General features: G+C 71.0%; 25 protein-coding genes and 1 pseudogene. 12 read left to right on the forward strand and 14 right to left on the reverse strand.

The genetic code is table 11. The features are described 5' to 3' along the window. The 3 genes from AB8A24_RS14960 to AB8A24_RS14970 all read left to right on the forward strand — a co-directional run bounded on the left by AB8A24_RS14960 (window position 1) and on the right by AB8A24_RS14970 (window position 2,562). Window positions 1–1,092 carry an aldo/keto reductase gene (locus AB8A24_RS14960; protein WP_369476028.1) on the forward strand — a complete coding sequence of 364 codons (1,092 nt, stop codon included), beginning with the start codon at window positions 1–3 and terminating at the stop codon, window positions 1,090–1,092. A 21-nt stretch (window positions 1,093–1,113) separates the two neighbouring features. Beyond that, window positions 1,114–1,707 (forward strand): TetR family transcriptional regulator, encoded by a 594-nt coding sequence (locus AB8A24_RS14965; protein ID WP_030008968.1) that lies wholly within the window; start codon window positions 1,114–1,116, stop codon window positions 1,705–1,707. Between the two features lie 138 nt (window positions 1,708–1,845). Further along, on the forward strand, window positions 1,846–2,562 hold the full coding sequence (locus AB8A24_RS14970; RefSeq protein ID WP_328963422.1) for a VC0807 family protein: 717 nt from the start codon (window positions 1,846–1,848) through the stop codon (window positions 2,560–2,562). 78 nt (window positions 2,563–2,640) lie between these two features. Here AB8A24_RS14970 and AB8A24_RS14975 read toward each other — a convergent pair whose 3' ends face one another. Beyond that, window positions 2,641–4,023, reverse strand: coding sequence for a glycine--tRNA ligase (locus AB8A24_RS14975; RefSeq protein WP_328963421.1), 1,383 nt, complete (start codon window positions 4,021–4,023; stop codon window positions 2,641–2,643). Between the two features lie 155 nt (window positions 4,024–4,178). Here AB8A24_RS14975 and AB8A24_RS14980 point away from each other — a divergent pair, with 155 nt between their 5' ends. The 4 genes from AB8A24_RS14980 to AB8A24_RS14995 are packed head-to-tail and all read left to right on the forward strand — an operon-like array spanning window position 4,179 to window position 7,321. Further along, window positions 4,179–5,156, forward strand: coding sequence for a metal ABC transporter substrate-binding protein (locus AB8A24_RS14980; protein ID WP_328963420.1), 978 nt, complete (start codon window positions 4,179–4,181; stop codon window positions 5,154–5,156). Between the two features lie 27 nt (window positions 5,157–5,183). Beyond that, window positions 5,184–5,975 carry a metal ABC transporter ATP-binding protein gene (locus tag AB8A24_RS14985; protein WP_161288789.1) on the forward strand — a complete coding sequence of 264 codons (792 nt, stop codon included), beginning with the start codon at window positions 5,184–5,186 and terminating at the stop codon, window positions 5,973–5,975. After that, complete coding sequence (locus tag AB8A24_RS14990; protein ID WP_328963419.1) at window positions 5,975–6,841, forward strand: metal ABC transporter permease; 867 nt, start codon at window positions 5,975–5,977, stop codon at window positions 6,839–6,841. The genes AB8A24_RS14985 and AB8A24_RS14990 overlap by 1 nt, the downstream gene beginning before the upstream one ends. A 51-nt stretch (window positions 6,842–6,892) precedes the next feature. Continuing rightward, the gene (locus tag AB8A24_RS14995; protein ID WP_078626133.1) at window positions 6,893–7,321 is read left to right on the forward strand and encodes a Fur family transcriptional regulator; all 429 of its coding nucleotides are present in this window, start codon (window positions 6,893–6,895) and stop codon (window positions 7,319–7,321) included. 132 nt (window positions 7,322–7,453) lie between these two features. Here AB8A24_RS14995 and AB8A24_RS15000 read toward each other — a convergent pair whose 3' ends face one another. The 5 genes from AB8A24_RS15000 to AB8A24_RS15020 form a co-directional block, all read right to left on the reverse strand. Beyond that, window positions 7,454–7,999 (reverse strand): hypothetical protein, encoded by a 546-nt coding sequence (locus tag AB8A24_RS15000; RefSeq protein WP_328963418.1) that lies wholly within the window; start codon window positions 7,997–7,999, stop codon window positions 7,454–7,456. Between the two features lie 22 nt (window positions 8,000–8,021). Beyond that, entirely contained in the window at window positions 8,022–8,846 is an 825-nt protein-coding gene (locus AB8A24_RS15005; RefSeq protein ID WP_266391260.1) for an isoprenyl transferase, read from the reverse strand. 11 nt (window positions 8,847–8,857) lie between these two features. Then, entirely contained in the window at window positions 8,858–9,604 is a 747-nt protein-coding gene (gene recO / locus AB8A24_RS15010; protein WP_030757462.1) for a DNA repair protein RecO, read from the reverse strand. A gap of 110 nt (window positions 9,605–9,714) precedes the next feature. Then, window positions 9,715–11,199 carry a nucleobase:cation symporter-2 family protein gene (locus AB8A24_RS15015; protein WP_266484565.1) on the reverse strand — a complete coding sequence of 495 codons (1,485 nt, stop codon included), beginning with the start codon at window positions 11,197–11,199 and terminating at the stop codon, window positions 9,715–9,717. Between the two features lie 613 nt (window positions 11,200–11,812). Then, the gene (locus AB8A24_RS15020) at window positions 11,813–12,508 is read right to left on the reverse strand and encodes a TerB family tellurite resistance protein (protein WP_369476034.1); all 696 of its coding nucleotides are present in this window, start codon (window positions 12,506–12,508) and stop codon (window positions 11,813–11,815) included. Between the two features lie 171 nt (window positions 12,509–12,679). Between AB8A24_RS15020 and AB8A24_RS15025 the strand changes: the two genes are divergently transcribed. Continuing rightward, window positions 12,680–13,438 (forward strand): SDR family NAD(P)-dependent oxidoreductase, encoded by a 759-nt coding sequence (locus AB8A24_RS15025; RefSeq protein ID WP_328963417.1) that lies wholly within the window; start codon window positions 12,680–12,682, stop codon window positions 13,436–13,438. Between the two features lie 114 nt (window positions 13,439–13,552). Here the strand turns inward: AB8A24_RS15025 and leuA are convergent, their stop codons facing one another. After that, window positions 13,553–15,316, reverse strand: coding sequence for a 2-isopropylmalate synthase (gene leuA / locus AB8A24_RS15030; protein ID WP_369476036.1), 1,764 nt, complete (start codon window positions 15,314–15,316; stop codon window positions 13,553–13,555). Window positions 15,317–15,682: 366 nt separating this feature from the next. On the opposite strand from leuA, the gene AB8A24_RS15035 reads away from it, so the two are divergent. From AB8A24_RS15035 to AB8A24_RS15050, 4 genes are all read left to right on the forward strand, one after another. Continuing rightward, complete coding sequence (locus tag AB8A24_RS15035; protein WP_328963415.1) at window positions 15,683–16,759, forward strand: M4 family metallopeptidase; 1,077 nt, start codon at window positions 15,683–15,685, stop codon at window positions 16,757–16,759. 9 nt (window positions 16,760–16,768) lie between these two features. Continuing rightward, complete coding sequence (locus tag AB8A24_RS15040) at window positions 16,769–17,038, forward strand: protealysin inhibitor emfourin (protein ID WP_328963414.1); 270 nt, start codon at window positions 16,769–16,771, stop codon at window positions 17,036–17,038. A 52-nt stretch (window positions 17,039–17,090) separates the two neighbouring features. After that, window positions 17,091–17,909: a GNAT family N-acetyltransferase gene (locus AB8A24_RS15045; protein WP_328963413.1), complete on the forward strand. Its 819-nt coding sequence runs from the start codon at window positions 17,091–17,093 to the stop codon at window positions 17,907–17,909. Between the two features lie 156 nt (window positions 17,910–18,065). Then, complete coding sequence (locus tag AB8A24_RS15050) at window positions 18,066–18,737, forward strand: class I SAM-dependent methyltransferase (protein ID WP_369476040.1); 672 nt, start codon at window positions 18,066–18,068, stop codon at window positions 18,735–18,737. Window positions 18,738–18,852: 115 nt separating this feature from the next. Here AB8A24_RS15050 and era read toward each other — a convergent pair whose 3' ends face one another. From era to ybeY, 7 genes and pseudogenes are all read right to left on the reverse strand, one after another. Then, a complete protein-coding gene (era, locus tag AB8A24_RS15055) occupies window positions 18,853–19,794 on the reverse strand; it encodes a GTPase Era (protein ID WP_181382474.1) in 942 nt (313 codons plus the stop codon). 552 nt (window positions 19,795–20,346) lie between these two features. After that, window positions 20,347–20,763: pseudogene (locus AB8A24_RS15060) on the reverse strand (hypothetical protein); the annotation flags it as partial. Beyond that, on the reverse strand, window positions 20,760–22,100 hold the full coding sequence (locus AB8A24_RS15065; protein ID WP_369476042.1) for a beta-xylosidase: 1,341 nt from the start codon (window positions 22,098–22,100) through the stop codon (window positions 20,760–20,762). The pseudogene AB8A24_RS15060 and the gene AB8A24_RS15065, both read right to left, overlap by 4 nt. Window positions 22,101–22,308: 208 nt before the next feature. Further along, complete coding sequence (locus AB8A24_RS15070; protein WP_328963410.1) at window positions 22,309–22,665, reverse strand: cytidine deaminase; 357 nt, start codon at window positions 22,663–22,665, stop codon at window positions 22,309–22,311. A 58-nt stretch (window positions 22,666–22,723) separates the two neighbouring features. After that, a complete protein-coding gene (locus AB8A24_RS15075; protein ID WP_266391279.1) occupies window positions 22,724–23,077 on the reverse strand; it encodes an MmcQ/YjbR family DNA-binding protein in 354 nt (117 codons plus the stop codon). Beyond that, window positions 23,074–24,378 carry a hemolysin family protein gene (locus AB8A24_RS15080; protein ID WP_328963409.1) on the reverse strand — a complete coding sequence of 435 codons (1,305 nt, stop codon included), beginning with the start codon at window positions 24,376–24,378 and terminating at the stop codon, window positions 23,074–23,076. Before AB8A24_RS15080 ends, AB8A24_RS15075 begins: the two co-directional genes overlap by 4 nt. Beyond that, window positions 24,375–24,872 (reverse strand): rRNA maturation RNase YbeY, encoded by a 498-nt coding sequence (gene ybeY, locus AB8A24_RS15085; protein WP_328963408.1) that lies wholly within the window; start codon window positions 24,870–24,872, stop codon window positions 24,375–24,377. Before ybeY ends, AB8A24_RS15080 begins: the two co-directional genes overlap by 4 nt. Window positions 24,873–24,874: the final 2 nt, after the last annotated feature.

Consider the following 24,874-nt stretch of genomic DNA (forward strand, 5'->3'; position numbering starts at 1 on the left):
ATGACGAAGAACGAGAGCACCCACACCCGCGCCCACACCCACACCGGCACGACCGCCGATCGCAGCACCCTCGGCACCCTCGGCAGCACCGGCCCCACCGTCTTCCGGCTGGGGCTGGGCTGCATGGGGATGTCCGCCCTCTACGGGGAGGCGGACCGCGCCGAATCCATCGCGACCATCCACGCCTACCTGGACGCCACCCCCGACGGCACGCACCCACTGCTGGACACCGGCGACTTCTACGGCATGGGGCACAACGAACTGCTGATCAACGAGGCTCTGCGCACGGCGCCCGCCGAGGCCCGCGAGCGGGCGCTGACCAGCGTCAAGTTCGGTGCGCTGCGTACGGTCGAGGGCGGCTTCACCGGTTACGACGGACGGCCGGAGGCCGTCAAGAACTTCCTGGCCTATTCGCTCCAGCGGCTCGGCCGGGACCACATCGACATCTACCGGATCGCGCGTGTGGACCCGGACGTGCCGATCGAGGAGACCGTCGGGGCCATCGCCGAGGCGGTGGAGGCGGGGCACGTGCGCCACATCGGCCTCTCCGAGGTCGGTGCCGACACCCTGCGCCGAGCCGCCGCCGTGGCCCCCATCTCCGACCTCCAGATCGAGTACTCGCTGATCTCCCGCGGCATCGAGGCCGAGATCCTGCCGACCGCCCACGAGCTCGGCATCGGGATCACGGCGTACGGGGTGCTGTCCCGCGGCCTGATCAGCGGCCACTTCACCCGCGACCGCGCACTGGCCCCGGGCGACTTCCGCGGCATGAGCCCCCGCTTCCAGGGCGACAACCTCGACCGGAACCTCGATCTGGTGGAGGCGCTGCGCAAGGTGGCCGAGGGCAAGGGCGTGAGCGTCGCCCAGACCGCGATCGCCTGGGTGCTCGCGCAGGGGCCGCGACACGGGGTCGACATCGTGCCGCTGGTGGGAGCCCGGCGCCGGGACCGACTCGCCGAGGCACTGGGTGCCATGGACGTCTCCCTCGACGCCGCCGACCTGGCCGCCGTGGAAGAGGCCGTCCCGGCCGGCGCCGCGGCCGGGGAGAGGTACCCGGCGGCCCAGATGGCCCACCTCGACAGCGAGCACTGAGCTGACGGTACGGTCGTACCCATGCCCCCCGCTGCTGCCGAGCCCCTGACTCCCGAGCGCATCCTCGCGACCACCGAGGAGGTGCTGCGCCGCTTCGGTCCCACGAAGGCGACCGTGGTGGACGTGGCCCGCGCCCTGGGTGTCAGCCACGGCAGCGTGTACCGGCACTTCCCGTCGAAGGCGGCGCTGCGCGAGGCCGTCACGGACCGCTGGCTCGCCCGGAGCGTGGTCATGCTGGAGGAGATCGCCTCGGCTCCCACCGGGAGTGCCCCCTCCAAGCTGGAGGCGTGGCTGGAGGCCCTCTTCGAGGCCAAGCGCCACAAGGCGGGCGACGACCCGGAACTGTTCGCCACCTACACCGTGCTGCTCGCCGAGAACAGCGGCGTGGTCGACGCGCACCTCACCGAGCTGATCGACCAGCTGGGCCGGATCATCGCCGAGGGTGTCGCCGCGGGCTCGCTCGCCGCCGACGACGTTCCGGCGGCCGCGCGTGCGGTCTTCGACGCCACCGGCCGCTTCCACGATCCGCAGTACGCGGCCGACTGGCTCTCGCCGACGATCATCACCGAGTTCGAGGCGGTCACCGCCCTCGTGATCCGGGGTCTGCGCGCCTGACGCGGGGCGGCCACCATCCGGAATCAGTCAGTCCGGAGAACTTGATGATCATTTTGGGTGCGTTCGGGTTGTTCGCGTCCCGTCAAAGTCTTTACGGTCCCCCTACCGCACCTCATCAGGCACGTCTCAGGGGGAACCATGTCCACTCCAGCAACTCACCACGCACGACCCGCGCCTCCGAAGCGCTCGGGCGGCGCCGCCGCCCTCGGCTGGATCCTGACCATCGGGTTCAACGTGGTCGCGCCGATCATCACGTACAACGTACTCACCAAGGACCACGGCTGGAGCGAGTTCTCCGCGCTACTGATCAGCAGCGCCTGGCCGGTGCTCGAAAGCGCCATCAGCCTGGCCTGGCGGCGCAAGCTCGACGAGTTCGCCGTCGTCACCCTGGTGTTCCTGGTGATCACCGCCGTCGTCTCGCTCGTCGGCGCGCACTCGGCCCGCGCCCTGCTCATCAAGGACTCGGGGGTCACCGGGCTGTTCGGGCTGCTCTGCCTGGCGACGCTGCTCGCGCCGCGGCCGCTGATGTTCTACTTCGGCCGCAAGTTCGCCACCGACGGCACCCCGGAGAGCACCGCGTGGTGGAACGGCCTGTGGCAGTACGAGGGCTTCCGCACCACCTTGACCCGGATGACCCTGGTGTGGGGCCTCGCGTACGTCGCCGAGGCCGCCGTCCGCGTCGTCCTCGCCTACACGCTGCCCACCAAGACCATGGTGGTGCTCAGCCCGATCATGATCTACGCGGTGCTGGGCGCCCTCGGCGTATGGACCGCCATGTACGGGAAGCGGTCCCAGGCCGAGGGCGAGCGCCGCGCGGCCGAGGCGGCGGCCGCCCGGACCGCAGCGACCACCTGACCGAGGCCCACCCCGCGAAAGACCGGTGGCCCGGTGCGCTGCGAGCGCACCGGGCCACCGGTCTTCGTACGGCAGGACCTAGCAGCCGAGCAGACGGCTGCCGAGGTAGGCCTGGATCTGGTCCAGGGAGACGCGCTCCTGCTTCATGGTGTCGCGCTCGCGCACGGTCACCGCGTTGTCGTCCAGGGTGTCGAAGTCGACGGTGACGCAGAACGGCGTACCGATCTCGTCCTGGCGACGGTAGCGGCGGCCGATGGCGCCCGCGTCGTCGAACTCGATGTTCCAGTTCTTGCGCAGGTCGGCGGCGAGGCCCTTGGCCTTCGGCGACAGCTGCGCGTTGCGGGACAGCGGCAGGACGGCGACCTTGATCGGGGCCAGGCGCGGGTCGAGGCGCATCACGGTGCGCTTCTCCATGACGCCCTTGGCGTTGGGGGCCTCGTCCTCGTTGTACGCGTCGAGCATGAAGGCGAGCATGGCGCGGTTGACACCGGCGGCCGGCTCGATGACGTACGGGGTGTAACGCTCACCCGACTCCTGGTCGTGGTAGGTGAGGTTCGCACCCGAGGCCGCGGAGTGGGCCTTGAGGTCGAAGTCGGTGCGGTTGGCGACGCCTTCGAGCTCCGAGAACTCGTTGCCACCGAAGTTGAAGCGGTACTCGATGTCGGCGGTGCGCTTCGAGTAGTGGGACAGCTTCTCCTTCGGGTGGTCGTACCAGCGGATGTTCTCCTCGCGGATGCCGAGGTCGCGGTACCAGTTCCACCGCTCCTGCATCCAGTACTCCTGCCACTGCTCGTCCTCGCCCGGCTTGACGAAGAACTCCATCTCCATCTGCTCGAACTCGCGGGTGCGGAAGATGAAGTTGCCCGGAGTGATCTCGTTGCGGAAGGACTTGCCCATCTGCGCGATGCCGAAGGGCGGCTTCTTGCGCGAAGTGGTCTGCACCACGGCGAAGTTGGTGAAGATGCCCTGGGCGGTCTCGGGGCGCAGGTACGCCTTCGAGCCGGTGTCCTGGGTCGGGCCGAGGTGGGTCTCCAGCATGCCGGAGAACTGCTTGGGCTCGGTGAACTGGCCCTTCACACCACAGTTGGGGCAGTTGACGTCGGCAAGACCATTGGCGGGCATACGGCCGTGCTTGGCCTCGTACGCCTCTTCAAGGTGGTCCGCGCGGTGGCGCTTGTGGCAGGAGGTGCACTCGGTCAGCGGGTCCGAGAAGGTGGCGACGTGGCCGGAGGCCACCCACACCTCGGGGGCCAGGATCACGGAGGAGTCGATACCGACGACGTCCTCACGCCCGGTGACCATCGCCTTCCACCACTGGCGCTTGATGTTCTCCTTGAGCTCGACACCGAGCGGGCCGTAGTCCCAGGCGGCCTTGGAGCCGCCGTAGATCTCACTGCACGGGAAAACGAAGCCACGGCGCTTGCTCAGGCTGACGATGGTTTCGATCTTGTCGGCGGCCACGGTGCTCTCTTCATTACGAGGACGAACGGCGAAGCCTTTAGATTACCGGCGCCCGCACCCCCCCTTTCAAATCGGTTCCCCTTCCAGGCCCGGCCACCCAGGCCTCCCACCTGCGTTTTTGACAATCGTTTCCATCTTTGATGAAAATGGATGTCATGAACGTACGCCGCCTCATACCCACCGCCGCCCTCGCCGGAGCCGTCGCCCTCGGCGCGACGGCCCTGACCGCCTGCTCCGGAGCCGCCGCCGGCACCGGTGGCGGCAACGACGGCAAGGTCGGCGTGACGGCGTCGTTCTACCCGATGGCCTTCCTCGCCGAGCAGATCGGCAAGGACCACGTGAAGGTCGACAGCCTGACCAAGCCCGGCGTCGAGCCGCACGACCTGGAGATCACCCCGAAGCAGACCGGGCAGCTCGGCGAGGCCGACGTGGTCCTCTACCTCAAGAGCCTGCAACCCGCCGTCGACAAGGCCGTCGCCCTGTCCGGCGTGAAGAACATCGTCGACGCCGCGACCCTCACGGAGCTGGAGGTCCACGGCTCCTCCGGCCACGACCACGGCGCCGAGGGCCACGCCGAGGGCGAGGGCCACGACCACGAACACGGCGAGGCCGGCCGGGACCCGCACGTCTGGCTCGACCCCGCCAAGTACGCGGAGATCGCCAAGGGAGTCGGCGCCGCCCTGGAGAAGGCCGACCCCGACCACGCGGCGGACTACAAGAAGAACACCGACGAGCTGGTCGGCAAACTGACCGCGCTGGACACGGAGTTCAAGGACGGCCTGAAGAACACGGCCTCCAGGACCTTCATCACCACCCACTCCGCCTTCGGCTACCTCGCCGAGCGCTACGGCCTCGACCAGGAGGCCATCTCCGGCGTCGACCCCGAGTCCGAGCCGAGCCCGGCCCGGATGAAGGAACTCCAGGGCCTCGCCAAGCAGGAGAATGTCTCCACCGTGTTCTTCGAGACCCTGGCCAGCGACAAGACGGCCAGGACCCTGGCGGCGGACACCGGCCTGAAGACCGACGTCCTGGACCCGCTCGAAGGAATCACCGACAAGTCCCAGGGCGCTGACTACTTCGAGGTCATGCGGTCCAACCTGAAGAACCTCCAGAAGGCGCTCGGAGCCAAGTAGATGACAGCAGCAACGGAGGCGCGAGCCATGCAGTCGACGCCGGCACAGTCAGCGGACCAGCCCGTCATATCCCTGCGCGGGGCCACGGCCTCGCTCGGCTCGCGCCCCGTGCTGCGCGGCGTCGACCTCACCGTCCGGCGCGGCGAGGTCGTCGCCCTGCTCGGCGCCAACGGCTCCGGCAAGTCCACGGCCGTGCGCGCCGTGGTCGGCCAGGTCCCGCTGACCGGCGGCGAGCTGTCCCTCTTCGGCACCGAGTTCAAGCGCTTCCGCTCGTGGTCGCGCATCGGCTACGTCCCGCAGCGCACCACGGCGGCCAGCGGGGTCCCCGCCACCGTCCGCGAGGTCGTCTCCGCCGGCCGGCTCGCCCGCTCCCGCTTCGGGATCCTGCGCAAGGCCGACAAGGCCGCGGTCGAGCGCGCGCTGGCCCTGCTCGGCATGGAGCAGCACGCCTCCTCCTCGGTCAACGCCCTCTCCGGCGGCCAGCACCAGCGGGTGCTCATCGCCCGGGCGCTCGCCGTCGAACCCGAACTGCTGATCATGGACGAGCCGATGGCCGGCGTGGACCTCGCCAACCAGGAGGTCCTCGCGAACGCCCTGCGCGAGCAGAAGGCCCTCGGCACCACCCTCCTGCTCGTCCTGCACGAGCTGGGCCCGCTGGAGCCCCTGATCGACCGGGCCGTCGTCCTGCGCGACGGCTGCGTGGTCCACGACGGCCCGCCTCCGGAGGCCGTGGGACAGCACGCGCTGCCCGGCCACGACCACGTACACCCCCACGCGGCGCACGACGCCGAGCCCCTGCGGACGGGACTGCTGAGCTGATGGACCTCCTCGAATACGCCTTCATGCAGCGGGCCCTGATCGCGGCCGCCATCGTCGGCCTCACCGCGCCCGCGATCGGCACGTACCTGGTCCAGCGCCGCCAGGCGGTCATGGGCGACGGCATCGGCCACGTGGCCACCACCGGTGTGGGCCTCGGCTTCCTGCTGAACACCAGCCCGGTGTGGATGGCCTCCCTCGTCGCCGTCGTCGGCGCGGTGGGCATGGAGCACATCCGCTCCCGCGGCAGGACCAGCGGCGACATCGCGCTCGCCATGCTCTTCTACGGCGGCCTGGCCGGCGGCGTCATGATCATCAACATGGCCGGCGGTTCCACCGCCACCCTGTCCAGCTACCTCTTCGGCGGCATCACCACCGTCGCGCCGGAGGACGTCTGGGCCGCGGTGATCCTCGCCGTCTTCGTCCTCGGCGTGACCGTCGGGCTGCGCCGCCAGCTGTTCGCCATCAGCCAGGACGAGGAGTTCGCCCGGGTCACCGGCATGCCGGTGCGCGCGCTGAACCTCCTGATGGCCGTCACGGCCGCCCTCACCGTCACGGTGGCGATGCGGATCGTGGGCCTGCTGCTGGTCAGCGCCATGATGGTGATCCCCGTCGCGGCCGCCCAGCGGGTCACCCGGGGCTTCGCCGCGACGCTGTCGCTGGCCATGCTGATCGGCGTGCTGGTCTCGCTCAGCGGCGTGACCGCCACGTACTACCTCGACGCACCTTCCGGCGCGGCGATCGTGCTGCTCGCCATCGCCGTCTTCGTCGTGATGACGGCCGTATCGGCGCCGCTGGCCAGGCGACGGGCGAAGGCGGGCCGCGCCGCCACCGAAGAGGTCTGCACGAGGGACGATGTGAAGGTCTAGAAATGTCGGCCGCCTGGCACAATGGGCCGAGGCCGATACGAGGAGGAACCGGTGGCGACTGCGCCTGGCGAGATGAATACCGCGCCAGTACGAGGACGATCCACCCGACAGCGGGCCGCGGTCGCGGCGGCGCTGGACGAGGTGGACGAGTTCCGCAGCGCCCAGGAACTCCACGACATGCTCAAGCACCGTGGCGACTCCGTGGGCCTGACCACCGTCTACCGCACCCTCCAGTCCCTCGCGGACGCCGGTGAGGTCGACGTCCTGCGCACCAGCGACGGCGAGTCCGTCTACCGCCGCTGCTCCACCGGCGATCACCACCACCACCTGGTGTGCCGCAAGTGCGGCAAGGCCGTCGAGGTGGAGGGTCCGGCCGTGGAGAAGTGGGCGGAGTCCATCGCGGCCGAGCACGGCTACGTGAACGTGGCCCACACGGTGGAGATCTTCGGCACCTGCGCCGACTGCGCTGCCGCGGGCTGACCGTCCGGCCGCGGCGGCCGGCATGCGCCTCGGCCGCCCGGGTCGTCCCTCCCGGATCTTGCCTGGCCCTCCCCCAGCCCCAGGGGGCTGGGAGGTGCCCCCTGCCGCCCGGCAGGATCCGAAAGGCTGCCCCTAGACCTTCCGCAGGTTCCGGTCGAGGATCCCCCGCAGCCGGTCGACGTCGGCCGGCTCCTGGGCTCCCCGCTTCGGCAGCACCGCGAGGCAGCTCGCGCGCGTGCCCCCGAGCAGGACGAAGAGCTCCGAGGTCTCCGCGTAGTGCGTGAAGAGCTTCCAGTCGGCCGTGTAGGACATGGTCTCGCCCGTGGTCGCGGTGCCCCGCTCGTCGACCTCCGTGCGGCACTGCCCGTACGTGGCCATCGCCCCGTGGAGCCGGCGCGCCATGCCGCGCCGGCCGCGCGCGGCGCCGAAGAGCCCGGCACCCAGTCCCAGCACCGCGGAGACCGCGACGACGACCGGCAGGAGCTCGCGGGACACGCCGAAGCCCACGGTCAGGCAGATCGTGACCAGCGGGAGAAGGGCCGTCTCCGCGCGGCCCGCCCCCGTCCTACGGGCGCGGGCCCGGACGGCCCCGTGAAAGTCCTCGAACGTCGGCCGGTAGATGAACACCGCCGACTCCGTGCCCTGCGTCCGCTGCTCGTGATCTTCGTCCAAGTGCATGGCACGGGAGCGTAGACGACGCTCAGGCGGAGGTGCCCGGCTCCCCCTGGTTGGGGACGGCCCCGCCGAAGCGGCGGTCGCGCTGGGCGTACTCCAGGCAGGCCGCCCAGAGATTGCGGCGGTCGAAGTCCGGCCACAGCACGTCCTGGAAGACCATCTCGGCGTACGCGCTCTGCCAGAGCAGGTAGTTGGAGGTGCGCTGCTCGCCGCTCGGGCGCAGGAAGAGGTCCACGTCCGGCATGTCCGGGTAGTACATGTACTTCGCGAAGGTCTTCTCGTTCACCTTCGACGGGTCCAGCCGGCCCGCCGCGACATCGCGGGCGATGGCCTGCGCCGCGTCCGCGATCTCCGCGCGGCCACCGTAGTTGACGCAGAAGTACAGGGTCATGGCGTCGTTGTCGACGGTCTGCTCCTGCGCGACCTGGAGCTCCTGGACGACCGACTTCCACATCTTCGGCATGCGGCCGACCCAGCGGATGCGGATGCCCAGCTCGTTCATCTCGTCGCGGCGGCGCCGGATGACATCGCGGTTGAAGTTCATCAGGAAGCGGACCTCGTCGGGCGAGCGCTTCCAGTTCTCGGTCGAGAAGGCGTAGAGGGAGAGGTTCTTGACGCCCATCTCCAGGCAGCCCTTGAGCACGTCGAGCACGACGCCCTCGCCCACCTTGTGGCCCTCGGTACGCGGCAGGCCGCGCTCCTTGGCCCAGCGACCGTTGCCGTCCATGACGACCGCGACGTGGTTCGGGACCAGCTCGCCGGGGATCTTCGGCGGGACCGCGCCGGACGGGTGCGGCTCGGGAACCTTGTACTCGCGGCGAGAGCGCCCCAGAATCCCGCGTCGTGCCATGTGCCCAGCTCCTATTTCTCGACGTATCGCAGGGAGCGTAGCCCGCGCTCCAGATGCCAGTGCAAATAGGCGGAGACCAGCCCGCTGCCCTCCCGCACGTGACGCGCCTCGCACGCGTCGGCATGCCCCCAGTCGCCCGTCAGCAGGGCGCTGAGCAGAGCGATGGCCTCAGATGAGGGTACGACGCTGCCCGGCACGCGGCAGTCCCCGCATATCACTCCGCCCGCGGCGACGGAGAAGTGCCGGTTGGGGCCGTGGATGCCGCACTTCGCGCAGTCCTCGAAGCTGGGCGCGTAGCCGTTGACGGCGAGGGAGCGCAGCAGGAAGGCGTCGAGGATGAGGTGGGGCTCGTGCTCGCCGCGCGAGAGGGTCCGCAGGGCTCCGACGAGCAGCAGGTACTGCTGCACGGCGGGCTCGCCCTCGTTCTCGGTGAACCGCTCGGCGGTCTCCAGCATGGCGGTGCCGGCGGTGTAGCGGGCGTAGTCGGTGACGATGCCGTTGCCGTACGGGGCGATGATCTCGGTCTGGGTGCAGAGCGGCAGGCTGCGGCCGATCAGTTCGCTGCCGCGGGCGAAGAACTGCACGTCGGCGTGGGAGAAAGGTTCCAGCCGGGCGCCGAACTTGGACTTCGTACGCCGGACCCCGCGGGCGACGGCCCGCACCCGGCCGTGGCCGCGGGTCAGCAGCGTGATGATGCGGTCCGCCTCACCCAGCTTCTGGGTGCGCAGCACGATGCCGTCGTCGCGGAACAGACTCATGCGCCCATTGTCCCGTACGGCGACGGAACCACGGGCCGGGTGTCGGCGCCGTGAACGGCAGCGGCCCCGGCCGGGCGCGGGGCCCGGCCGGGGTCCACCCCTTGGGAGGGTCAGGAGGCCGGGGTCCGGGCTTCTTCGCCCTCACCCGACGGGGCCGGTACGGCTGCCGCGGAGTCCGCGGTGTCCCCGGCCGCCGCCACCTGGGCGGGCAGTTCGACCTTGGGAGCGTCGTGGGCGCCTTCCTTGCCCAGGCCGTTGAAGACCAGGTTGAGGACGATGGCGGCCGTGGCACCGAGGGTCACACCGCTGTTGAGCAGCGAGGACAGGTCCGGGTCCATGTGCTTGGTGAAGAAGACCGGGACGGTCGCGGGGAGCAGGGCGAAGGCGAGGGAGACGCCGACGATCAGCGCGTTCTTCTCCTCCTTCAGGTCCACCTTGGCCAGGGTCTGGATACCGGCGAGGGCGACCATGGCGAACATGACGGTCGCGGCGCCGCCGAGGACTCCGTGCGGGACGGCGGCGACGATCGCGGCGGCCTTGGGCAGCAGACCCAGGACGATCATGAAGACACCCGCGGCGACCACCACGAACCGGCTCTTCACCTTCGTCATCCGCACCAGGCCGACGTTCTCGGCGAAGGCCACGTACGGGAAGGAGTTGAGGACACCACCGAGGGCGGTCGCGGCGCCGTCGGCACGCAGGGCGCGGGCCACGGTCTCGCTGTCGACCTCCTTGCCGACGATGTCACCGACGGCGTAGGTGTCACCGGTCGTCTCGACCATGGTGATCAGCATGACGATGAGCATCAGGACGATCGGGAACCACTCGAACTTCGGGGCACCGAAGTGGAAGGGGGTGGTGACGCCGATCCACTCTGAGTTGCCCACGTCGCCGAACTTCGCGTCGCCGAGCAGGAAGGCGACGGTGGTGCCGACGACCAGGCCGAGGAGGATCGAGATGCTGGAGAGGAACGGCTTGCCGATCTTCATCAGGATCAGGATGAAGAGCATCGTGCCGCCGGCGTAGGCGAAGTTCTTCGGGTCTCCGAAGTCCGGGCTGCCGAGGCCGCCGGCCGCGTCGTTGAGACCGACCGGGATCAGGACGATGCCCAGCACCGTGATCACCGTGCCGGTCACGACCGGCGGGAACAGCCGCATCACCGTCCGGAACGCCTTGGCGGGTAGCCAGGCGAAGGCGAAGGTGGCGATACCCGCGGTGATCACCGCGCCGTAGATGACGAGGAGGGCGGCGGTACCGCCGCCGGCCCCGAGGCCGATGGCGATCATCGGAGAGACCGCGGTGAAGGTCACGCCCTGGATCAGCGGCAGGCGCGCGCCGATCCGGCCGATGCCCCAGGCCTGGATGATCGAGGCGATACCGCAGGTGAAGAGGTCCGCGTTGATCAGGTAGACCAGCTGTTCAGGGCTCAGCTTCAGCGCGTTGCCGACGATGATCGGGACGATCACCGCGCCGGCGTAGAAGGCGAGTACGTGCTGGAAGCCGTACAGCGCGAGCTTGGGGAGGGGGAGCACCTCGTCGACCGGGTGCGTGCTCTGCTCTCCGTCGGTGGAAAGCCGGGCGGCGACACGTGCCATCTCAGCCTTGCCCTTCAAGGTAGGTAAGTGAGAGGAGATCTGGTTGTCCCTGGGCGTAGTGGGTCGCTAACCCGTTGGTACGCCAGGGTTGTCAGTGCATTCACGCTGAGGTGAATCGAAGCCGCGCTGTGTTAACGGCGCCGTCTTGTCGTGTGACCGGAATTGAACGCCTGTGGGAGGCGCCACACATATCGTCGACTTCGACAAACTGTTGACGTTCAGGCCCGTCGGATCTGTAGGTTTCTCCAGTGGTGCGCAGCTCTCGGCGGGGGTATGCGCGCAGGGGTGCGGAGCCAGGTGTTCCCGCCGCGCGACCGTGAAGCACATACACCGTGACGTGCGCGTACGGCCTTTGCAGCCCTTCGGACGGGCAAACCCGAAGGCCCTGTTCCGACCGTCCGACTGGTGGACACATCGGGCACGGAGCCTGCGCCCACACCCTTCACACGACGTTCACCCGTCCCGAAACAGGCCCTGCGAGGCCGGATCGTTACGTCGCGGAGGCCCGTTTCGGACGGAACGAGCCCCTCCGGAGTCCACCGGTCGGACACGAAACGGGCCCGCGCGGGGGATTCGCGCGGGGCCGCTCGTGCGGGATCCGTGGCACACCCCCTCAGGGAGCGCGTACCGCCGACAGCAGTCGGGTCACCTCGTCCGTGTCGATCCGCAGCGCCGAGCCGACCGTCGCGAGCACCTCGCGCTCGGCCGGGGTGTACGGGCCGTCCGCGAGCGCGATACGGGCCCCCTGGAGCAGGATCGATTCACGCCCCGGGCCGGCCAGGTGCGGGGCCAGCGGTTCCAGGGCCTCGTGGAGCTCTATCGACAGCGCCGCCCCACAGCACTCCGGGACGTCGTACAGCCCTTGCCGGCCCTCGTCCATGGACAGCGCCTCCACGAGGGACTCCAGCTGCTCCTCGGTGCACTCCTGGAAGCCCGCGGCCCGTACGGCGCCCACGGCGGCCTCCAGCGCGCTGCGCGAGGCCGTCCCGCCCGCGGTGAGCACGGCCAGCGCCACGGTGTGCACGGCATCGCGCAGGAGAGCCGTGAACCGGGTCGTGGTGAGGTGGTCCAGGACGTCGGTGGCGAAGCGCGCGCGGCAGCCCTGGCACTCGATGACAGGCCCGGCCTGCCCGCGGGGCAGCAGCGGCACCCCGAGGACGGTGAACCGGCGCCGCCCGGTCCGCCTGCGGTAATTGCGGTCGCCACCGCAGGCGGGGCAGAAGAACTCCCCGTCGCCCACGGTGCTCCAGGTGGTACGGGTGCCCCAGACCGTCAGCTTCCGGCCGTCCCCACCCCGAACTGGCAGCACGTCGCACCTCCGTAACCTTCCGGCAACATCGCCGGGTTGGCGTGATGTTAGCCACATCGATGAGGATGCGTCAGTCGTGTGACAAGACAACATGTCCCCGGCCCCGGACTTGGCCGGTCTGCGTCCCCGACGTCCCCCCGCCCCCCGCCCGCTCCCTCTAGGGTTCGCCGCATGAACGAGAAGTCCTGTCTGGTCACCGGCGCCGCGAGCGGGATCGGCCGGGCCACCGCCCTGCTGCTGGCCCGTTCCGGGGCCCGGGTGACCGCGGCCGACATCAATGGCCCCGGGGTGGAGGCCCTGCGTACGGAACTGGCCGCCGAGGGGTACGCGATCACCGCGGTCGCCGGTGACGTCGCCGATCCGGAGGCCAATCGCGCGATGGTCGCGGCCGCCGTCGGGGCCTACGGGCGCCTGGACGTCGCCGTGGCGAACGCCGGGGTGCTCCCCCTCTCCGACGTACGCGAGACCAGTCCCGAGGACTGGGACCACGTCATGGCGATCGACGGCCGCGGCATGTTCCTGACCTGCAAGTACGCCATCGAGGCGATGACCGCGCAGCCGCGCCCCGGTGGGGCTCTGGTCTGCGTGTCGTCGATCTCGGGGGTGGCCGGGCAGGCCCGCCAGGCCGCGTACGGACCCGCGAAGTTCGTGGCGTCGGGGCTGACCAAGCACCTCGCGGTGGAGTGGGCCGCGCACGGGATCCGGGTCAACGCGGTGGCACCGGGAACCATCCGTACGGAGCGGGTGATCGCGCTGCGGGACGAGCCGGGCGGGCCGGAGTACCTGTCGGAGATCACGGGGGCGCACCCGATGGGCCGGCTCGGGGAGCCGGAGGAGGTGGCCCGCGTGATCGCCTTCCTGGCCTCGGACGCGGCCTCGTTCGTGACGGGCGTGATCCTGCCGGTGGACGGCGGCTACCTGGCCCGCTGAGCCCGCCCTCCCCGCCGGCCCGCGGGGGAACGACGGGGAACGGTGGGGAACGGTGGGGAACGACGGAGCCCCGCCGCCTTCCCGGAGGAAGGGGCGGGGCTCACGTACGAGCGGTCAGCGGCCCGCGCGGTTGACGGCGGAGATGACCGCCTTCAGGGAGGCGCGGGTGGTGTTGGCGTCGATGCCGATGCCCCACAGGACGCGGCCGTCGATCGCGCACTCGATGTACGAGGCGGCCACGGCGGAGGCGCCCTCGCTCATGGTGTGCTCGGTGTAGTCCAGCAGGCGGGCGTCGATGCCGATGCCGGCCAGCGCGTCGAAGAAGGCCGAGATCGGACCGTTGCCGGTGCCGTCCAGGACCGTCTCCACACCGTCCACGACCGCCTCGACGGTCAGGGTGTCCGTGCCGTCCTTGTCGGTGGCCGTCGAACCGGAGCGCAGCTGGATGCGGCCCCACGGGTTCTCGGGGTTGGGCAGGTACTCGTCCTCGAAGACCGACCAGATCGCCTTCGGCGTGACCTCTCCGCCTTCGGAGTCGGTCTTGGCCTGGATGATCCGGGAGAACTCGATCTGCATGCGGCGCGGCAGGTCCAGCTTGTGGTCGTTCTTCAGGACGTAGGCGATGCCGCCCTTGCCGGACTGCGAGTTGACCCGGATGACCGCCTCGTAGGAACGGCCGACGTCCTTCGGGTCGATCGGCAGGTACGGAACGGCCCACTCGAGATCATCGACGGTCTTGCCCTGGGCGGCCGCGTCGGCCTCCATGGCGTCGAAGCCCTTCTTGATGGCGTCCTGGTGGGAGCCGGAGAAGGCGGTGTACACGAGGTCGCCCGCGTAGGGGTGGCGCGGGTGGACCTCCATCTGGTTGCAGTACTCGCTGGTGCGACGGATCTCGTCGATCTGCGAGAAGTCGATCTGCGGGTCGATCCCCTGGGAGAACAGGTTCATGCCCAGGGTGATCAGGTCGACGTTGCCGGTGCGCTCGCCCTGCCCGAACAGGCAGCCCTCGATGCGGTCGGCGCCGGCCATCAGGGCCAGCTCGGCGGCGGCGACGGCGGTGCCCCGGTCGTTGTGCGGGTGCACGGAGATGCAGATGTGCTCGCGGCGGGTCAGGTTGCGCGCCATCCACTCGAAGCGGTCCGCGTGCGTGGACGGCGTCGAACGCTCCACGGTGGCGGGCAGGTTCAGGATGATCTCGCGGCCCTCGGCAGGCTGCCAGACGTCACAGACGGCCTCGCAGACCTCCAGGGCGAAGTCCAGCTCGGTGTCGGTGAAGATCTCCGGGCTGTACTGGTAGCCGAAGGTGGTCTCGGGACCCAGCAGCTTGTCGGCGTACTCCACGACCAGGCGGGTGCCGTCGACGGCGATCTGCTTGATCTGCTCCTTGGAGCCGCGGAAGACGACCCGGCGGAAGGTCGGGGCGGTCGCGTTGTACAGGTGGACGGTGGCGCGCTTCGCGCCGACCAGGGACTCCACGGTCCGCTCGATCAGGTCCTCGCGGGCCTGGGTCAGTACGGAGATGGTGACGTCGTCCGGGATCGCGCCCTCTTCGATGATGGAGCGCACGAAGGCGAAGTCGGTCTCGCCGGAGGAGGGGAAACCGACCTCGATCTCCTTGTAGCCCATGCGCACCAGCAGGTCGAACATCTCGCGCTTGCGGGCGGGGGTCATCGGGTCGATCAGCGACTGGTTGCCGTCGCGCAGGTCGGTGGAGAGCCAGCGGGGGGCCTTGGTGACGCGGGCGTCCGGCCAGGTCCGGTCCGGGATGTCCACCTGCTCGTACGAGCCGTACTTGTGGATCGGCATCCCGGAGGTCTTCTGGGTGTGGGTCGCGTTCGTGATGGGCGTGGGGCGACCGACAAAAGGCTGCTGGCTCATGGCGTTGGGCTCCTCGCGTGTCCGCGTGTAGTTCGCTGGGACGGCCGACGACGGTAGTGAAAACCGCAACACCGAACTCCGCGGGGAGGGGGTCGGCCTACGACTACAGACCCTCGCCGCGGCAGCTAAGGAGAAGCAGCCCGAAACGCATGATGGGCCGAGCCTAGCCGAGCCGCGCCGTTACGCGAGGACCTGTTCCAGTATGCAAGACCCGGGGGTCCGATTTGCCCCAAATGTGAGCCAAACCTCGTTCGCTCCCGTCAGGTCCGGTTGTTCCGTCAATCCAGCGTCGCCACTTTCAGACAAGTGAATGAATCATGGTCGCAGGTAGTGACAGCGTCATGACCCACTGCCACATTGCCGGGCATGGATGCCTCCCACACCCACCGCCATCACCCCGTCTTCTGCACCGTCGTACCGCCGCACCTCCTCGACAAGGCCGCCCGCTCCGAGGACTCCCGCCGCGCCGACCTCGCCCAGCGCACCCTGGAGCGCGACTCCCTGCTGCGTACCCGGCGCCGGGTCACCGCCGTCCGGGGAGTCGTGCCCACCCTCGCCGTGACGGCCTCCGACGATCCGGACCGGACCGTCTACGACGCCCAGCACCGCACCCGGCTGCCCGGGAAGAAGGTCCGGGGCGAGGGCGACCCGCTGAGCAAGGACGCCACGGTCAACCGCGCCTACGCCGGGCTCGGGGCCACCTACGACCTGTTCCTCAAGGGCTTCGGTCGGCGCTCCATCGACGACGCCGGGCTCGCCCTGGACGCGACCGTCCATTACAGCGAGGACTACAACAACGCCTTCTGGGACGGCCGGCAGATGGTCTTCGGCGACGGGGACGGGGACCTCTTCCTCGACTTCACCGTGTCCGTGGACGTCATCGGGCACGAGCTGACCCACGGGGTCACCCAGTACACGGCGAACCTGACCTACCGCGGCCAGTCCGGCGCCCTGAACGAGTCGATGTCCGACGTCTTCGGCTCGCTGATCAAGCAGTACTCGCTGGAGCAGACCGCCGAGCAGGCCGACTGGCTGATCGGGGCCGGGCTGCTCGGTCCCGACGTCACCGGGGTCGCACTGCGCTCCATGAAGGCACCCGGCACCGCGTACGACGACGACGAGCTCGGCAAGGACCCGCAGCCGGCCACGATGGACGACTACGTGAACACCCACAGCGACAACGGCGGCGTCCACATCAACTCGGGCATCCCCAACCACGCCTTCTACATCGTGGCGACCGAGCTGGGCGGCAAGGCCTGGGAGCGGGCCGGACAGATCTGGTACGACACCCTGACCGGCGGGCGGCTCGCCGAGAACGCGGACTTCGCGGACTTCGCGCGGCTCTCGACGGCGGCGGCCGTGACCCGGTACGGGGACGGCGGCGCCGAGCACCAGGCACTCCAGAAGGCGTGGTCCGCGGTGGGTGTCCCGCTCGCGGGGTAGAGGGCTCCCATGCGCATTCAGGTGGTACGGACGGGCGGTTTCGCGGGCATCGAGCGCCGGGCCGAGGTGGACACCGCGGGCCGGCCGGACGAGGACGAGTGGCGGGCCCTGGCCCAGCTCGCCTTGCGACCCACCCCGCCGGGCGACCCGGCGGACCGGGTCCGGGACGGCTTCTCGTACCGGATCACGGTGGACGGTCGGACGGTGGCGTGCGCGGAGCCGCACCTGTCGGACGCCCAGCGGGCGCTGATCTCGCGCGTCCTGAAGGAGGGCGCCTGAGCCGGCCGGGAAAGCAGGTGCCCGGCCGGCGCCGCTTTGTTTGGATGGCCGAATGACCAACCACATGATCGATTCGACGCTGTCCGAGCTGGAGCGGTACTACGACACGGTGCCGCGGGTGGGCGGGGCCCGCGCCGAGGACTTCGGCCCACTGACCCTGTTCGTCCAGGAGGGCACGGGCTGGCCGTACTACGCGCGGCCCACGCTCGGCGGCCCCGAGGCGACCCGGGCCGACGTGGAACGGGTCTGGGAACGCCAGCGGGAGCTGAAGGTGCCCGAGGCCTTCGAGTGGGTGGCCGAAACCAGCCCCTCGCTACGGGCCGCGGTGGAGGCCGCGGGACTGCGGGTCCACGCGCACCCCCTCATGGTCCTGGACCCCGCGGCCGAGGCCCTTCCCCCGCACCCGGAGGTCCGTCTGCTCGACGCCGACGACCCGCTGCTGACCGCCGCGGTGACCGTCCCGGCCCTGGCCTTCGCGGCCCCGGGAACGGCCGTGGGCGAGGCCGGACCCGCGGAACTGGCGGCGGCGATGACGCAGCCGGCGGCCGAGGAGGGTAGGGCGCGGGTGTCCGGCAAGCTGACGGCGGGCACCACGGCCCTGGCCGCGGCCGTCCGGGACGGCGTGGTGCTGTGCGCCGGCCAGTACAACCCGGTCGGGGACGTGGTGGAGGTCGTGGGCGTCGGCACCCTCCCCTCGGCCCGCCGCCAGGGCCTGGCCCTCGGGGTCACGGCCGCCCTCGTCGCCCGGGCCCGGGCGCACGGGGCCCGTACGGTCTTCCTCTCGGCGGGCGACGAGGACGTGGCCCGCGTCTACGCCCGCATCGGCTTCCGCCGCGTGGCCACGGCCCTGATCGCCGAGCCCGAGGAGTGACCCGCCCGCTCGCGGGCCGTCCCCGGAACCGGGGCCGGCCGGCGGAGTTCTGACCGCTTCCGGTTCTTCTTTGCCGGGTCGGCAACAAAGTTTGCCGTAGGACGCCGGGCGGGCGGAGCATCGGCCGTACCGGCACTCGTACTGGAAGAGGGACCCATGACCGAGCACACCCACACGCACGCGCACTCCCACGACTACCCCGCGGACGCGCCGCCCGCCGGGGAGGCGTTCTGGGACGGCCGCTACGGGGAGAGCGACCGGATCTGGAGCGGTGAGGCCAACGCCATGCTGGTGCACGAGGTGTCCGCGCTCGCCCCGGGCCGGGCCCTGGACCTGGGGTGCGGGGAGGGTGCCGACGCCGTCTGGTTGGCCCGCCGCGGATGGACGGTCACCGGTACCGACATCTCCGGGGTCGCCCGCGGCCGGGCGGCCGAGCACGCGGCGGAGGCCAAGGTCGCCGACCGGATCACCTTCGCCCGGCACGACCTGACGGAGTCCTTCCCGGAAGGGGAGTTCGACCTCGTCTCGGCGTGCTTCCTGCACAACTACGGGGACTTCCCGCGGGACGCCGTCCTGCGCGCGGCCGCCTCGGCCGTGGCCCCCGGCGGCACCCTGCTGGTGGTCGGCCACGCGGGCTGGGCGCCGTGGCAGGAGGAGCGGGAGGAGGCGCACTTCCCCACGCCCGAGGAGGTCCTCGCGCAGCTGGAGCCGGTCACGGCGGGCTGGGAGGTACTGCGGGCCGAGGAGACCGAGCGGGTCCAGAACCAGCCCGACGGCACGCCCGGAACCCGTACGGACAACGTGGTGCGGGTGCGCCGGCCCGCGTAGCCGGACCGGACGAAGGATTGAGGGAACGACGAACGGACGCGGCCCCCTGCGGGGCGGCGTCCGTTCGTCGTCGTGGCGTCGCGGCGTCGTGTTGTCGCCTCGTGCGGTGCGCGCCTCAGAAGCCGAGCTTGCGCAGCTGCTTGGGGTCCCGCTGCCAGTCCTTGGCGACCTTCACGTGCAGGTCGAGGAAGACCGGGGTGCCGAGCAGCGCCTCGATGTGCTTGCGCGACTTCATCCCGACCTCCTTCAGGCGGGAGCCCTTCGGGCCGATGATGATGCCCTTCTGGCTCGGCCGCTCGATGTAGACGTTGGCGTGGATGTCCAGCAGCGGGCGGTCCGCCGGACGGTTCTCGCGCGGGATCATCTCCTCCACGACCACGGCGATGGAGTGCGGGAGCTCGTCGCGTACGCCCTCCAGCGCGGCCTCGCGGATCAGCTCCGCGACCATGACCATCTCGGGCTCGTCGGTGAGGTCGCCCTCCGGGTACAGCGGCGGGCTCTCCGGCAGCAGCGGCGCGATCAGGTCGGCCAGCAGCTGGACCTGGGTGTCGCCGACGGCCGAGACGGGAACGATCTCGGCCCACTCGAAGCCGAGCTCGGCGCCGAGCTGGTGCACGGCGAGGAGCTGCTCGGCCAGCTGCTTGGACTCGACCAGGTCGGTCTTGGTGATGATGGCGATCTTGGGGGTCTTCTTGATCCCCGCGAGCTCCTTGGCGATGAACTTGTCGCCGGGGCCGAGCTTCTGGTCGGCCGGCAGGCAGAAGCCGATGACGTCGACCTCGGCCCAGGTGGTCCGTACGACGTCGTTGAGGCGCTCGCCGAGCAGGGTGCGCGGCTTGTGGAGGCCGGGCGTGTCGACGAGGACGAGCTGGGCGTCGGGGCGGTGCACGATGCCGCGAACGGTGTGGCGGGTGGTCTGCGGCCGGTTGGAGGTGATCGCGACCTTGGTGCCCACGAGTGCGTTGGTGAGGGTCGACTTCCCCGCGTTGGGGCGGCCGACGAAGCAGGCGAACCCCGCACGGTGCGGGGCGGTGGACTCGGGGGAACGATCGCTCATACGGGCCATTCTCCCCGATGCGGCTCCCAGCGCCGACCAGATCACGGCGACGAGGGCCGGCACGGCCGTGAGCGAGGGGTACTCGGCGAGGTCCGCACGGCCCTGAGCTGTGGTTCCGTCGGCCCGGGCGCGCACGGTGACCTCGGCCCATTCCGCTCTGGGCGCGCCCTCCCAACGGGCACTGAGCCGTACTTCCTGACCCGGCAGCAGCTCGGCGGGCAGCCCGCCGAGCTGGTGGGCGAGGAGCGAACGGCCGAGGGCGCCGGTGGCGGTGAGGGTGGCCCGGGGGCGGAGGGTGACATTGCCGATGTTGTGGAGCGTGTACGAGATGTCCGCGCCGGAGCCGCGACGGTGCACGGTGACGCCCCGGACGGTGAGGGCCGGGGCGGTGGGGCCGGTCACCCGCAGGTACAGCCGGGCGGCGACGGCCTGCTGTACGCCGATCCCCCGGCCGGCGTCGGCCGCGTCGGCCGGCCGTTCCTCCAGGGCCACGACGGCGCCGGGGTGGTCCCCGGGTTCCGCCCGGTCGGGGACGGTGAGGGTGAAGCCGACGGCGACCGACGCGCGGGCCGCGACGGTGACCCGGTCCCGGTCGAGCTTCGCCCACGCGGCGGTGGCCGGCCGCGGCTCGTCGGGGCCGCGCAGGGCGAAGCCGCCGTCGCGGGCGGTGTTGTAGGCGTCGGCGACGTACAGCCGGAAGGTGCGGGGCCGGTCGGTGCGGTTGGTGAGGGTGACGGCGTCGGCGACGGACCGGCCGGGCGCGGTGGCGAGGTAGAAGTAGGGCCGCTGCCCGACGGTGTTCGCGACGGGCAGCACGGACCACTGCCCGTCGTCGGCCGCCGTCGCCGTCCCGGCGGGGACGAGGGCGAGCAGGACGGCGGCAAGAACGGCCCCGCCGGCGTTCAAGGCCCGGTGGCCGGGGCGGAGCCCCAGGAAACGGCGCGGCGGCGAGCCGGTCCGCACCGTCACGACAGGGTCAGGGTCAGGACCGCCGTGTACGCGCCCGGCGGGGTGTACGGCGGTACCCGCAGGGTCACCGTGGCGTCGATGGTGAAGGTGCCGCCGACCAGCGCCGCGTCGGGGGTGGAGGCCAGGAGGGCCCCCTCCGGCCCGACCACGCCCGCACTGCCCGCCGTACAGACGCTCCGGCTGCCCGCCGCCGCCACGCACGTCGGGGTCCAGGACAGGGAGGCGCCCGGGATGCGGATCCCGCCGGGTCCGGTGAAGTCGGTGACCTTGCCGATCAGGGACCAGCCGGCCGGGCCGCCGCGGGCGTCGGTCACCGTCACGGTCCCGATCCGGCCGGGCGCGGCGCCGCCGTCGCCGTACGGGACGGCGCCCAGGGTGATGTCCTCGCCGGTCTGGGTCATGCCCAGGACGCCCGGCTCGACGGTGGCCGTGACCTTCTGGACGGTGGGGGCCGGCGGCACAGCGGCGTCGATGACCGTGTACGCGGCCGGACCCGAGCCCTGGCGCGCCGACCAGGCGGCGCCCTCGTAGGCGATCACCGCGGTGGTGGCCTTGTCCGTGACCGGCAGCTCGACCAGGGCCGTGCCCCGTTCGTCGGCCGTGGCGCTCACCCGGTCGGTGGTCTCGGCGGCGCCGGCCCGCCCGGCGACCGTGACGACCGCGCCCGGCGGGAAACCGGCGGCGGTGACCTTGACCTTGGCACCCGGCCGACCCTGGGCCGCGCCGAGGAAGACGCTGCGCAGGTTGGCCGTCGGCAGCGCGGTCGCGGTCAGGCGGGCGGAGACGGGAGCGGTGGACGCGGCGTCGGTGGTGCAGAGGGTGTCCAGGTCCAGCAGGTGGCTGGTGTGCAGGGTGTAGCCGCCCGGGGCGAGCGTGGTCTCGCCGGGTGCGGTGACGGTGAAGGTGCCGGTCATCGTGACGGCGGGGAGGGCCGCGCCCGCCGGGACGGGGTCGTTGCGTTTGGCCCCGACCACCGTGACCTCGCCGCTCTGGGCGCCCGCCAGCAGGATCCGGCCGGTCGGGGTCAGCACGTCGGCGGGGAGTTCGCCACCGACCGGGTTGACGGCGGGGGTGCGCAGCACCTGGTAGGTGACGGTGACGGTGTCGCCGACCTGCGGGGCCGGGTTGTCGACGGTGATGCGTGCGGTGGTCGGTCCGTCCGCGGGCGGGAGTCCGGCCTCCTGGGGTGCCGGGCAGTGGGTCGGGAAGTCCACCTGGCCCGGGGGCGTCTCCCCCTCGGCCGCGGCGGGTGCGCCGAGCGCGCCCCCGGTCGTGGCCGCCAGCACGACCAGCCCTACGGCCGCCGACCATCTCCGCTTCCGCGCCCCTGTTCGCACTGCCCGCCCCTTAGGTTCCCGCGCGCCCGAGCCCGGCGCAGGGGGCCATTCACGAGCGGGGGGCGGGAGAAGTCAATGCACGGCTCCGGCATCATCTGATGGCCCATCAGGAGATGTCAGGTTGCCCGGCGCACCTGCAGCACGGAAGGTGCGGCGGTACGCGGTCGGGCTCCGGCAGGGCTGGGTTGTCGGCCGGCCCGCCGGGAGGCTAGCGGCCGGCCGGGGTCGTCGACTTCAAGGTGCCGTCCGGGGCGGCGAGGAGGACCGGGGTGTCCGGGCCTCCGAGGTCGCGGACCGCCGCACGATCGGCGTCGGCCGGGGCGTCCGCCGCGGTGACGACGGCCGCCGCCTCCAGCGACCGCGCCCCGCTCGCCACGGCCATCGCGACCGCGGTCTGCAGCGCGCTCAGCTTCAGGGAGTCGAGTTCCACCGTCCCGGCGACGTACGTGCGGCCCGTCTCGTCCCGCACCGCCGCCCCCTCGGGCACCCCGTTACGGGCCCGGGCGCTGCGCGCCAGCGTGATGATCTTGCTGTCCTCGGGGTCGATCCCGGTGCTCTCCGTCATGGTCGAAAGCATAGGGAGCGCCGCTGTCCGGCCGTGCAACGACCCCACCGGGCCCCGATCAGGGTCGGTCGAGCTTCAGCCGCTCCGCCCGCGGCAGCCCCGCCACCACCAGGTCGTAAGAGTCCTCGACGAGCTCACGCAGCATCGCGTCGGGGACCCCGCCCACCGTCACCGTGTTCCAGTGCCGCTTGTTCATGTGGTAGCCCGGCACGATCGCCTCGTGCTCCTCGCGCAGCCGCACCGCCAGCTCCGGGTCGCACTTCAGGTTGACCTTCAGCGGCTCCCCGTCCAGCGCCGTCAGCGCGAACACCTTGCCCAGCACCTTGAACACCGAGGTCTCCGGCGTGAAGGGGAACTCCTCCACCGCCGCGTTGAAGCCCAGGCAGAACGCACGCAGTTGCTCCGGGGTCATTCCCCCTCCTCCCCCGCGGCCTCCGCCGCGGCGACCGGCTCCACCAGTACCGTCACGATCTTGTTCCGGCGGCCCGCCGGGGACTCGGCGGTCAGTCGCAGCGGACGCCCGTCCGGCAGTTCCACCACCGACGAGGCGCCCGCGATCGGCACCCGCCCCAGCGCCTTCGCCAGCAGTCCGCCGACCGTCTCCACGTCCTCGTCGTCGAAGGCCTCGACCTTGAACAGCTCACCGAGGTCGGTGATGTCCAGCCGCGCGGTGACCCGGTAGCGGTCCTCGCCCAGGACCTCGACCGGTGGGAGTTCCCGGTCGTACTCGTCGGTGATCTCGCCGACGATCTCTTCGAGGATGTCCTCGATGGTGACGATGCCGGCCGTGCCGCCGTACTCGTCGATGACGACGGCCACGTGGTTGCGCACCTGCTGCATCTCGCGCAGCAGATCGCCCGCGTTCTTGGTGTCCGGTACGAAGACGGCCGGCCGCATCGCGGTCGAGACCAGGTCGGCCTCGGCCTCCCGGCTGATGTGCGTCTTGCGGACCAGGTCCTTCAGGTAGACGATCCCGACTATGTCGTCCTCGTTCTCCCCGGTCACCGGGATGCGGGAGAAGCCGGACCGCAGCGCGAGCGTGGTCGCCTGACGGACCGTCTTGTACCGCTCGATGCAGACGAGGTCGGTACGCGGCACCATCACCTCGCGCACCAGCGTGTCGCCGAGCTCGAAGACCTGGTGCACCATGCGGCGCTCGTCGTCCTCGATCAGCGATTCCTTCTCCGCGAGGTCCACCATCGCGCGCAGCTCGGCCTCGGAGGCGAAGGGCCCCTTGCGGAAACCCTTGCCGGGCGTGAGCGCGTTGCCGATGAGGATCAGCAGCTGCGGGATCGGCCCCATGATCCGGGCCAGCGGGACGAGGACGTACGCGGCCGCCGTCGCCGTGTTCAGCGGGTGCTGGCGGCCGATCGTGCGCGGGGAGACGCCCACGGCGACGAAGGACACGAGCACCATGACGGCGATGGCCACGAGCAGCGCGGTCCAGTTCTCGCCGAACTCGTCGAGGCAGACGTAGGTGACGAGCACCCCCGCCGCCATCTCGCAGGTGACCCGGACGAGCAGGGCCACATTGAGGTAGCGGGTGGGGTCGCCGGCGACCTGGGCGAGCTTCTCGCTCCCGCGCCGGCCCTCCCGTACGGCCTGCTCGGCCCGGAAGCTGGAGATACGGGCGATGCCGGACTCGGCGCAGGCCGCGAACCAGGCCACCACCACCAGCAGGACCGCCCCGGTGATCAGCTGGGGGGCGTTCACGAGACGGTCGGTGCCGGGGACGGGCCGGTGATGCCGCGCTCGCCGCGCCAGCTGTCGACGATGGCCGCCTGGAGGCCGAACATCTCGGCCTTCTCGTCCGGCTCCTCGTGGTCGTAGCCGAGCAGGTGCAGCACTCCGTGGACGGTCAGGAGCTGGAGCTCCTCGTCCATGGAGTGCTGCGTCGGGGCTTCCTCGCCCTGCCTCTTGGCGACCTCGGGGCAGAGCACGATGTCGCCGAGGAGCCCCTGCGGGGGCTCCTCCTCGTCCTTGGACGGCGGACGGAGTTCGTCCATCGGGAAGGACATGACGTCGGTCGGACCGGGCAGATCCATCCACTGGATGTGGAGCTGCTCCATGGCGTCCTCGTCGATGACGATGACGGAGAGCTCGGAGAGCGGGTGGATCCGCATCCGGGTGAGCGCGTAGCGGGCGATGTCGAGGATCGCCTGCTCGTCGACCTCGGTTCCGGACTCGTTGTTGACGTCGATCGACATGG

The organism is Streptomyces sp. BF23-19 (assembly GCF_041106355.1).
In the GTDB taxonomy this organism is placed as follows: Bacteria; Actinomycetota; Actinomycetes; order Streptomycetales; family Streptomycetaceae; genus Streptomyces; species Streptomyces virginiae_A.

What these genes read in the sequence shown, in the direction of transcription:
- AB8A24_RS14960 (WP_369476028.1), top strand. Translation starts at nt 1, where the DNA reads ATGACGAAGAACGAGAGCACCCACACCCGCGCCCACACCCACACCGGC.
- AB8A24_RS14965 (WP_030008968.1), top strand. Translation starts at nt 1,114, where the DNA reads ATGCCCCCCGCTGCTGCCGAGCCCCTGACTCCCGAGCGCATCCTCGCG.
- AB8A24_RS14970 (WP_328963422.1), top strand. Translation starts at nt 1,846, where the DNA reads ATGTCCACTCCAGCAACTCACCACGCACGACCCGCGCCTCCGAAGCGC.
- AB8A24_RS14980 (WP_328963420.1), top strand. Translation starts at nt 4,179, where the DNA reads ATGAACGTACGCCGCCTCATACCCACCGCCGCCCTCGCCGGAGCCGTC.
- AB8A24_RS14985 (WP_161288789.1), top strand. Translation starts at nt 5,184, where the DNA reads ATGCAGTCGACGCCGGCACAGTCAGCGGACCAGCCCGTCATATCCCTG.
- AB8A24_RS14990 (WP_328963419.1), top strand. Translation starts at nt 5,975, where the DNA reads ATGGACCTCCTCGAATACGCCTTCATGCAGCGGGCCCTGATCGCGGCC.
- AB8A24_RS15000 (WP_328963418.1), bottom strand. Translation starts at nt 7,999, where the DNA reads ATGCACTTGGACGAAGATCACGAGCAGCGGACGCAGGGCACGGAGTCG.
- AB8A24_RS15005 (WP_266391260.1), bottom strand. Translation starts at nt 8,846, where the DNA reads ATGGCACGACGCGGGATTCTGGGGCGCTCTCGCCGCGAGTACAAGGTT.
- recO (WP_030757462.1), bottom strand. Translation starts at nt 9,604, where the DNA reads ATGAGTCTGTTCCGCGACGACGGCATCGTGCTGCGCACCCAGAAGCTG.
- AB8A24_RS15015 (WP_266484565.1), bottom strand. Translation starts at nt 11,199, where the DNA reads ATGGCACGTGTCGCCGCCCGGCTTTCCACCGACGGAGAGCAGAGCACG.
- AB8A24_RS15025 (WP_328963417.1), top strand. Translation starts at nt 12,680, where the DNA reads ATGAACGAGAAGTCCTGTCTGGTCACCGGCGCCGCGAGCGGGATCGGC.
- leuA (WP_369476036.1), bottom strand. Translation starts at nt 15,316, where the DNA reads ATGAGCCAGCAGCCTTTTGTCGGTCGCCCCACGCCCATCACGAACGCG.
- AB8A24_RS15035 (WP_328963415.1), top strand. Translation starts at nt 15,683, where the DNA reads ATGGATGCCTCCCACACCCACCGCCATCACCCCGTCTTCTGCACCGTC.
- AB8A24_RS15040 (WP_328963414.1), top strand. Translation starts at nt 16,769, where the DNA reads ATGCGCATTCAGGTGGTACGGACGGGCGGTTTCGCGGGCATCGAGCGC.
- AB8A24_RS15045 (WP_328963413.1), top strand. Translation starts at nt 17,091, where the DNA reads ATGACCAACCACATGATCGATTCGACGCTGTCCGAGCTGGAGCGGTAC.
- AB8A24_RS15050 (WP_369476040.1), top strand. Translation starts at nt 18,066, where the DNA reads ATGACCGAGCACACCCACACGCACGCGCACTCCCACGACTACCCCGCG.
- era (WP_181382474.1), bottom strand. Translation starts at nt 19,794, where the DNA reads ATGAGCGATCGTTCCCCCGAGTCCACCGCCCCGCACCGTGCGGGGTTC.
- AB8A24_RS15070 (WP_328963410.1), bottom strand. Translation starts at nt 22,665, where the DNA reads ATGACGGAGAGCACCGGGATCGACCCCGAGGACAGCAAGATCATCACG.
- AB8A24_RS15075 (WP_266391279.1), bottom strand. Translation starts at nt 23,077, where the DNA reads ATGACCCCGGAGCAACTGCGTGCGTTCTGCCTGGGCTTCAACGCGGCG.
- ybeY (WP_328963408.1), bottom strand. Translation starts at nt 24,872, where the DNA reads ATGTCGATCGACGTCAACAACGAGTCCGGAACCGAGGTCGACGAGCAG.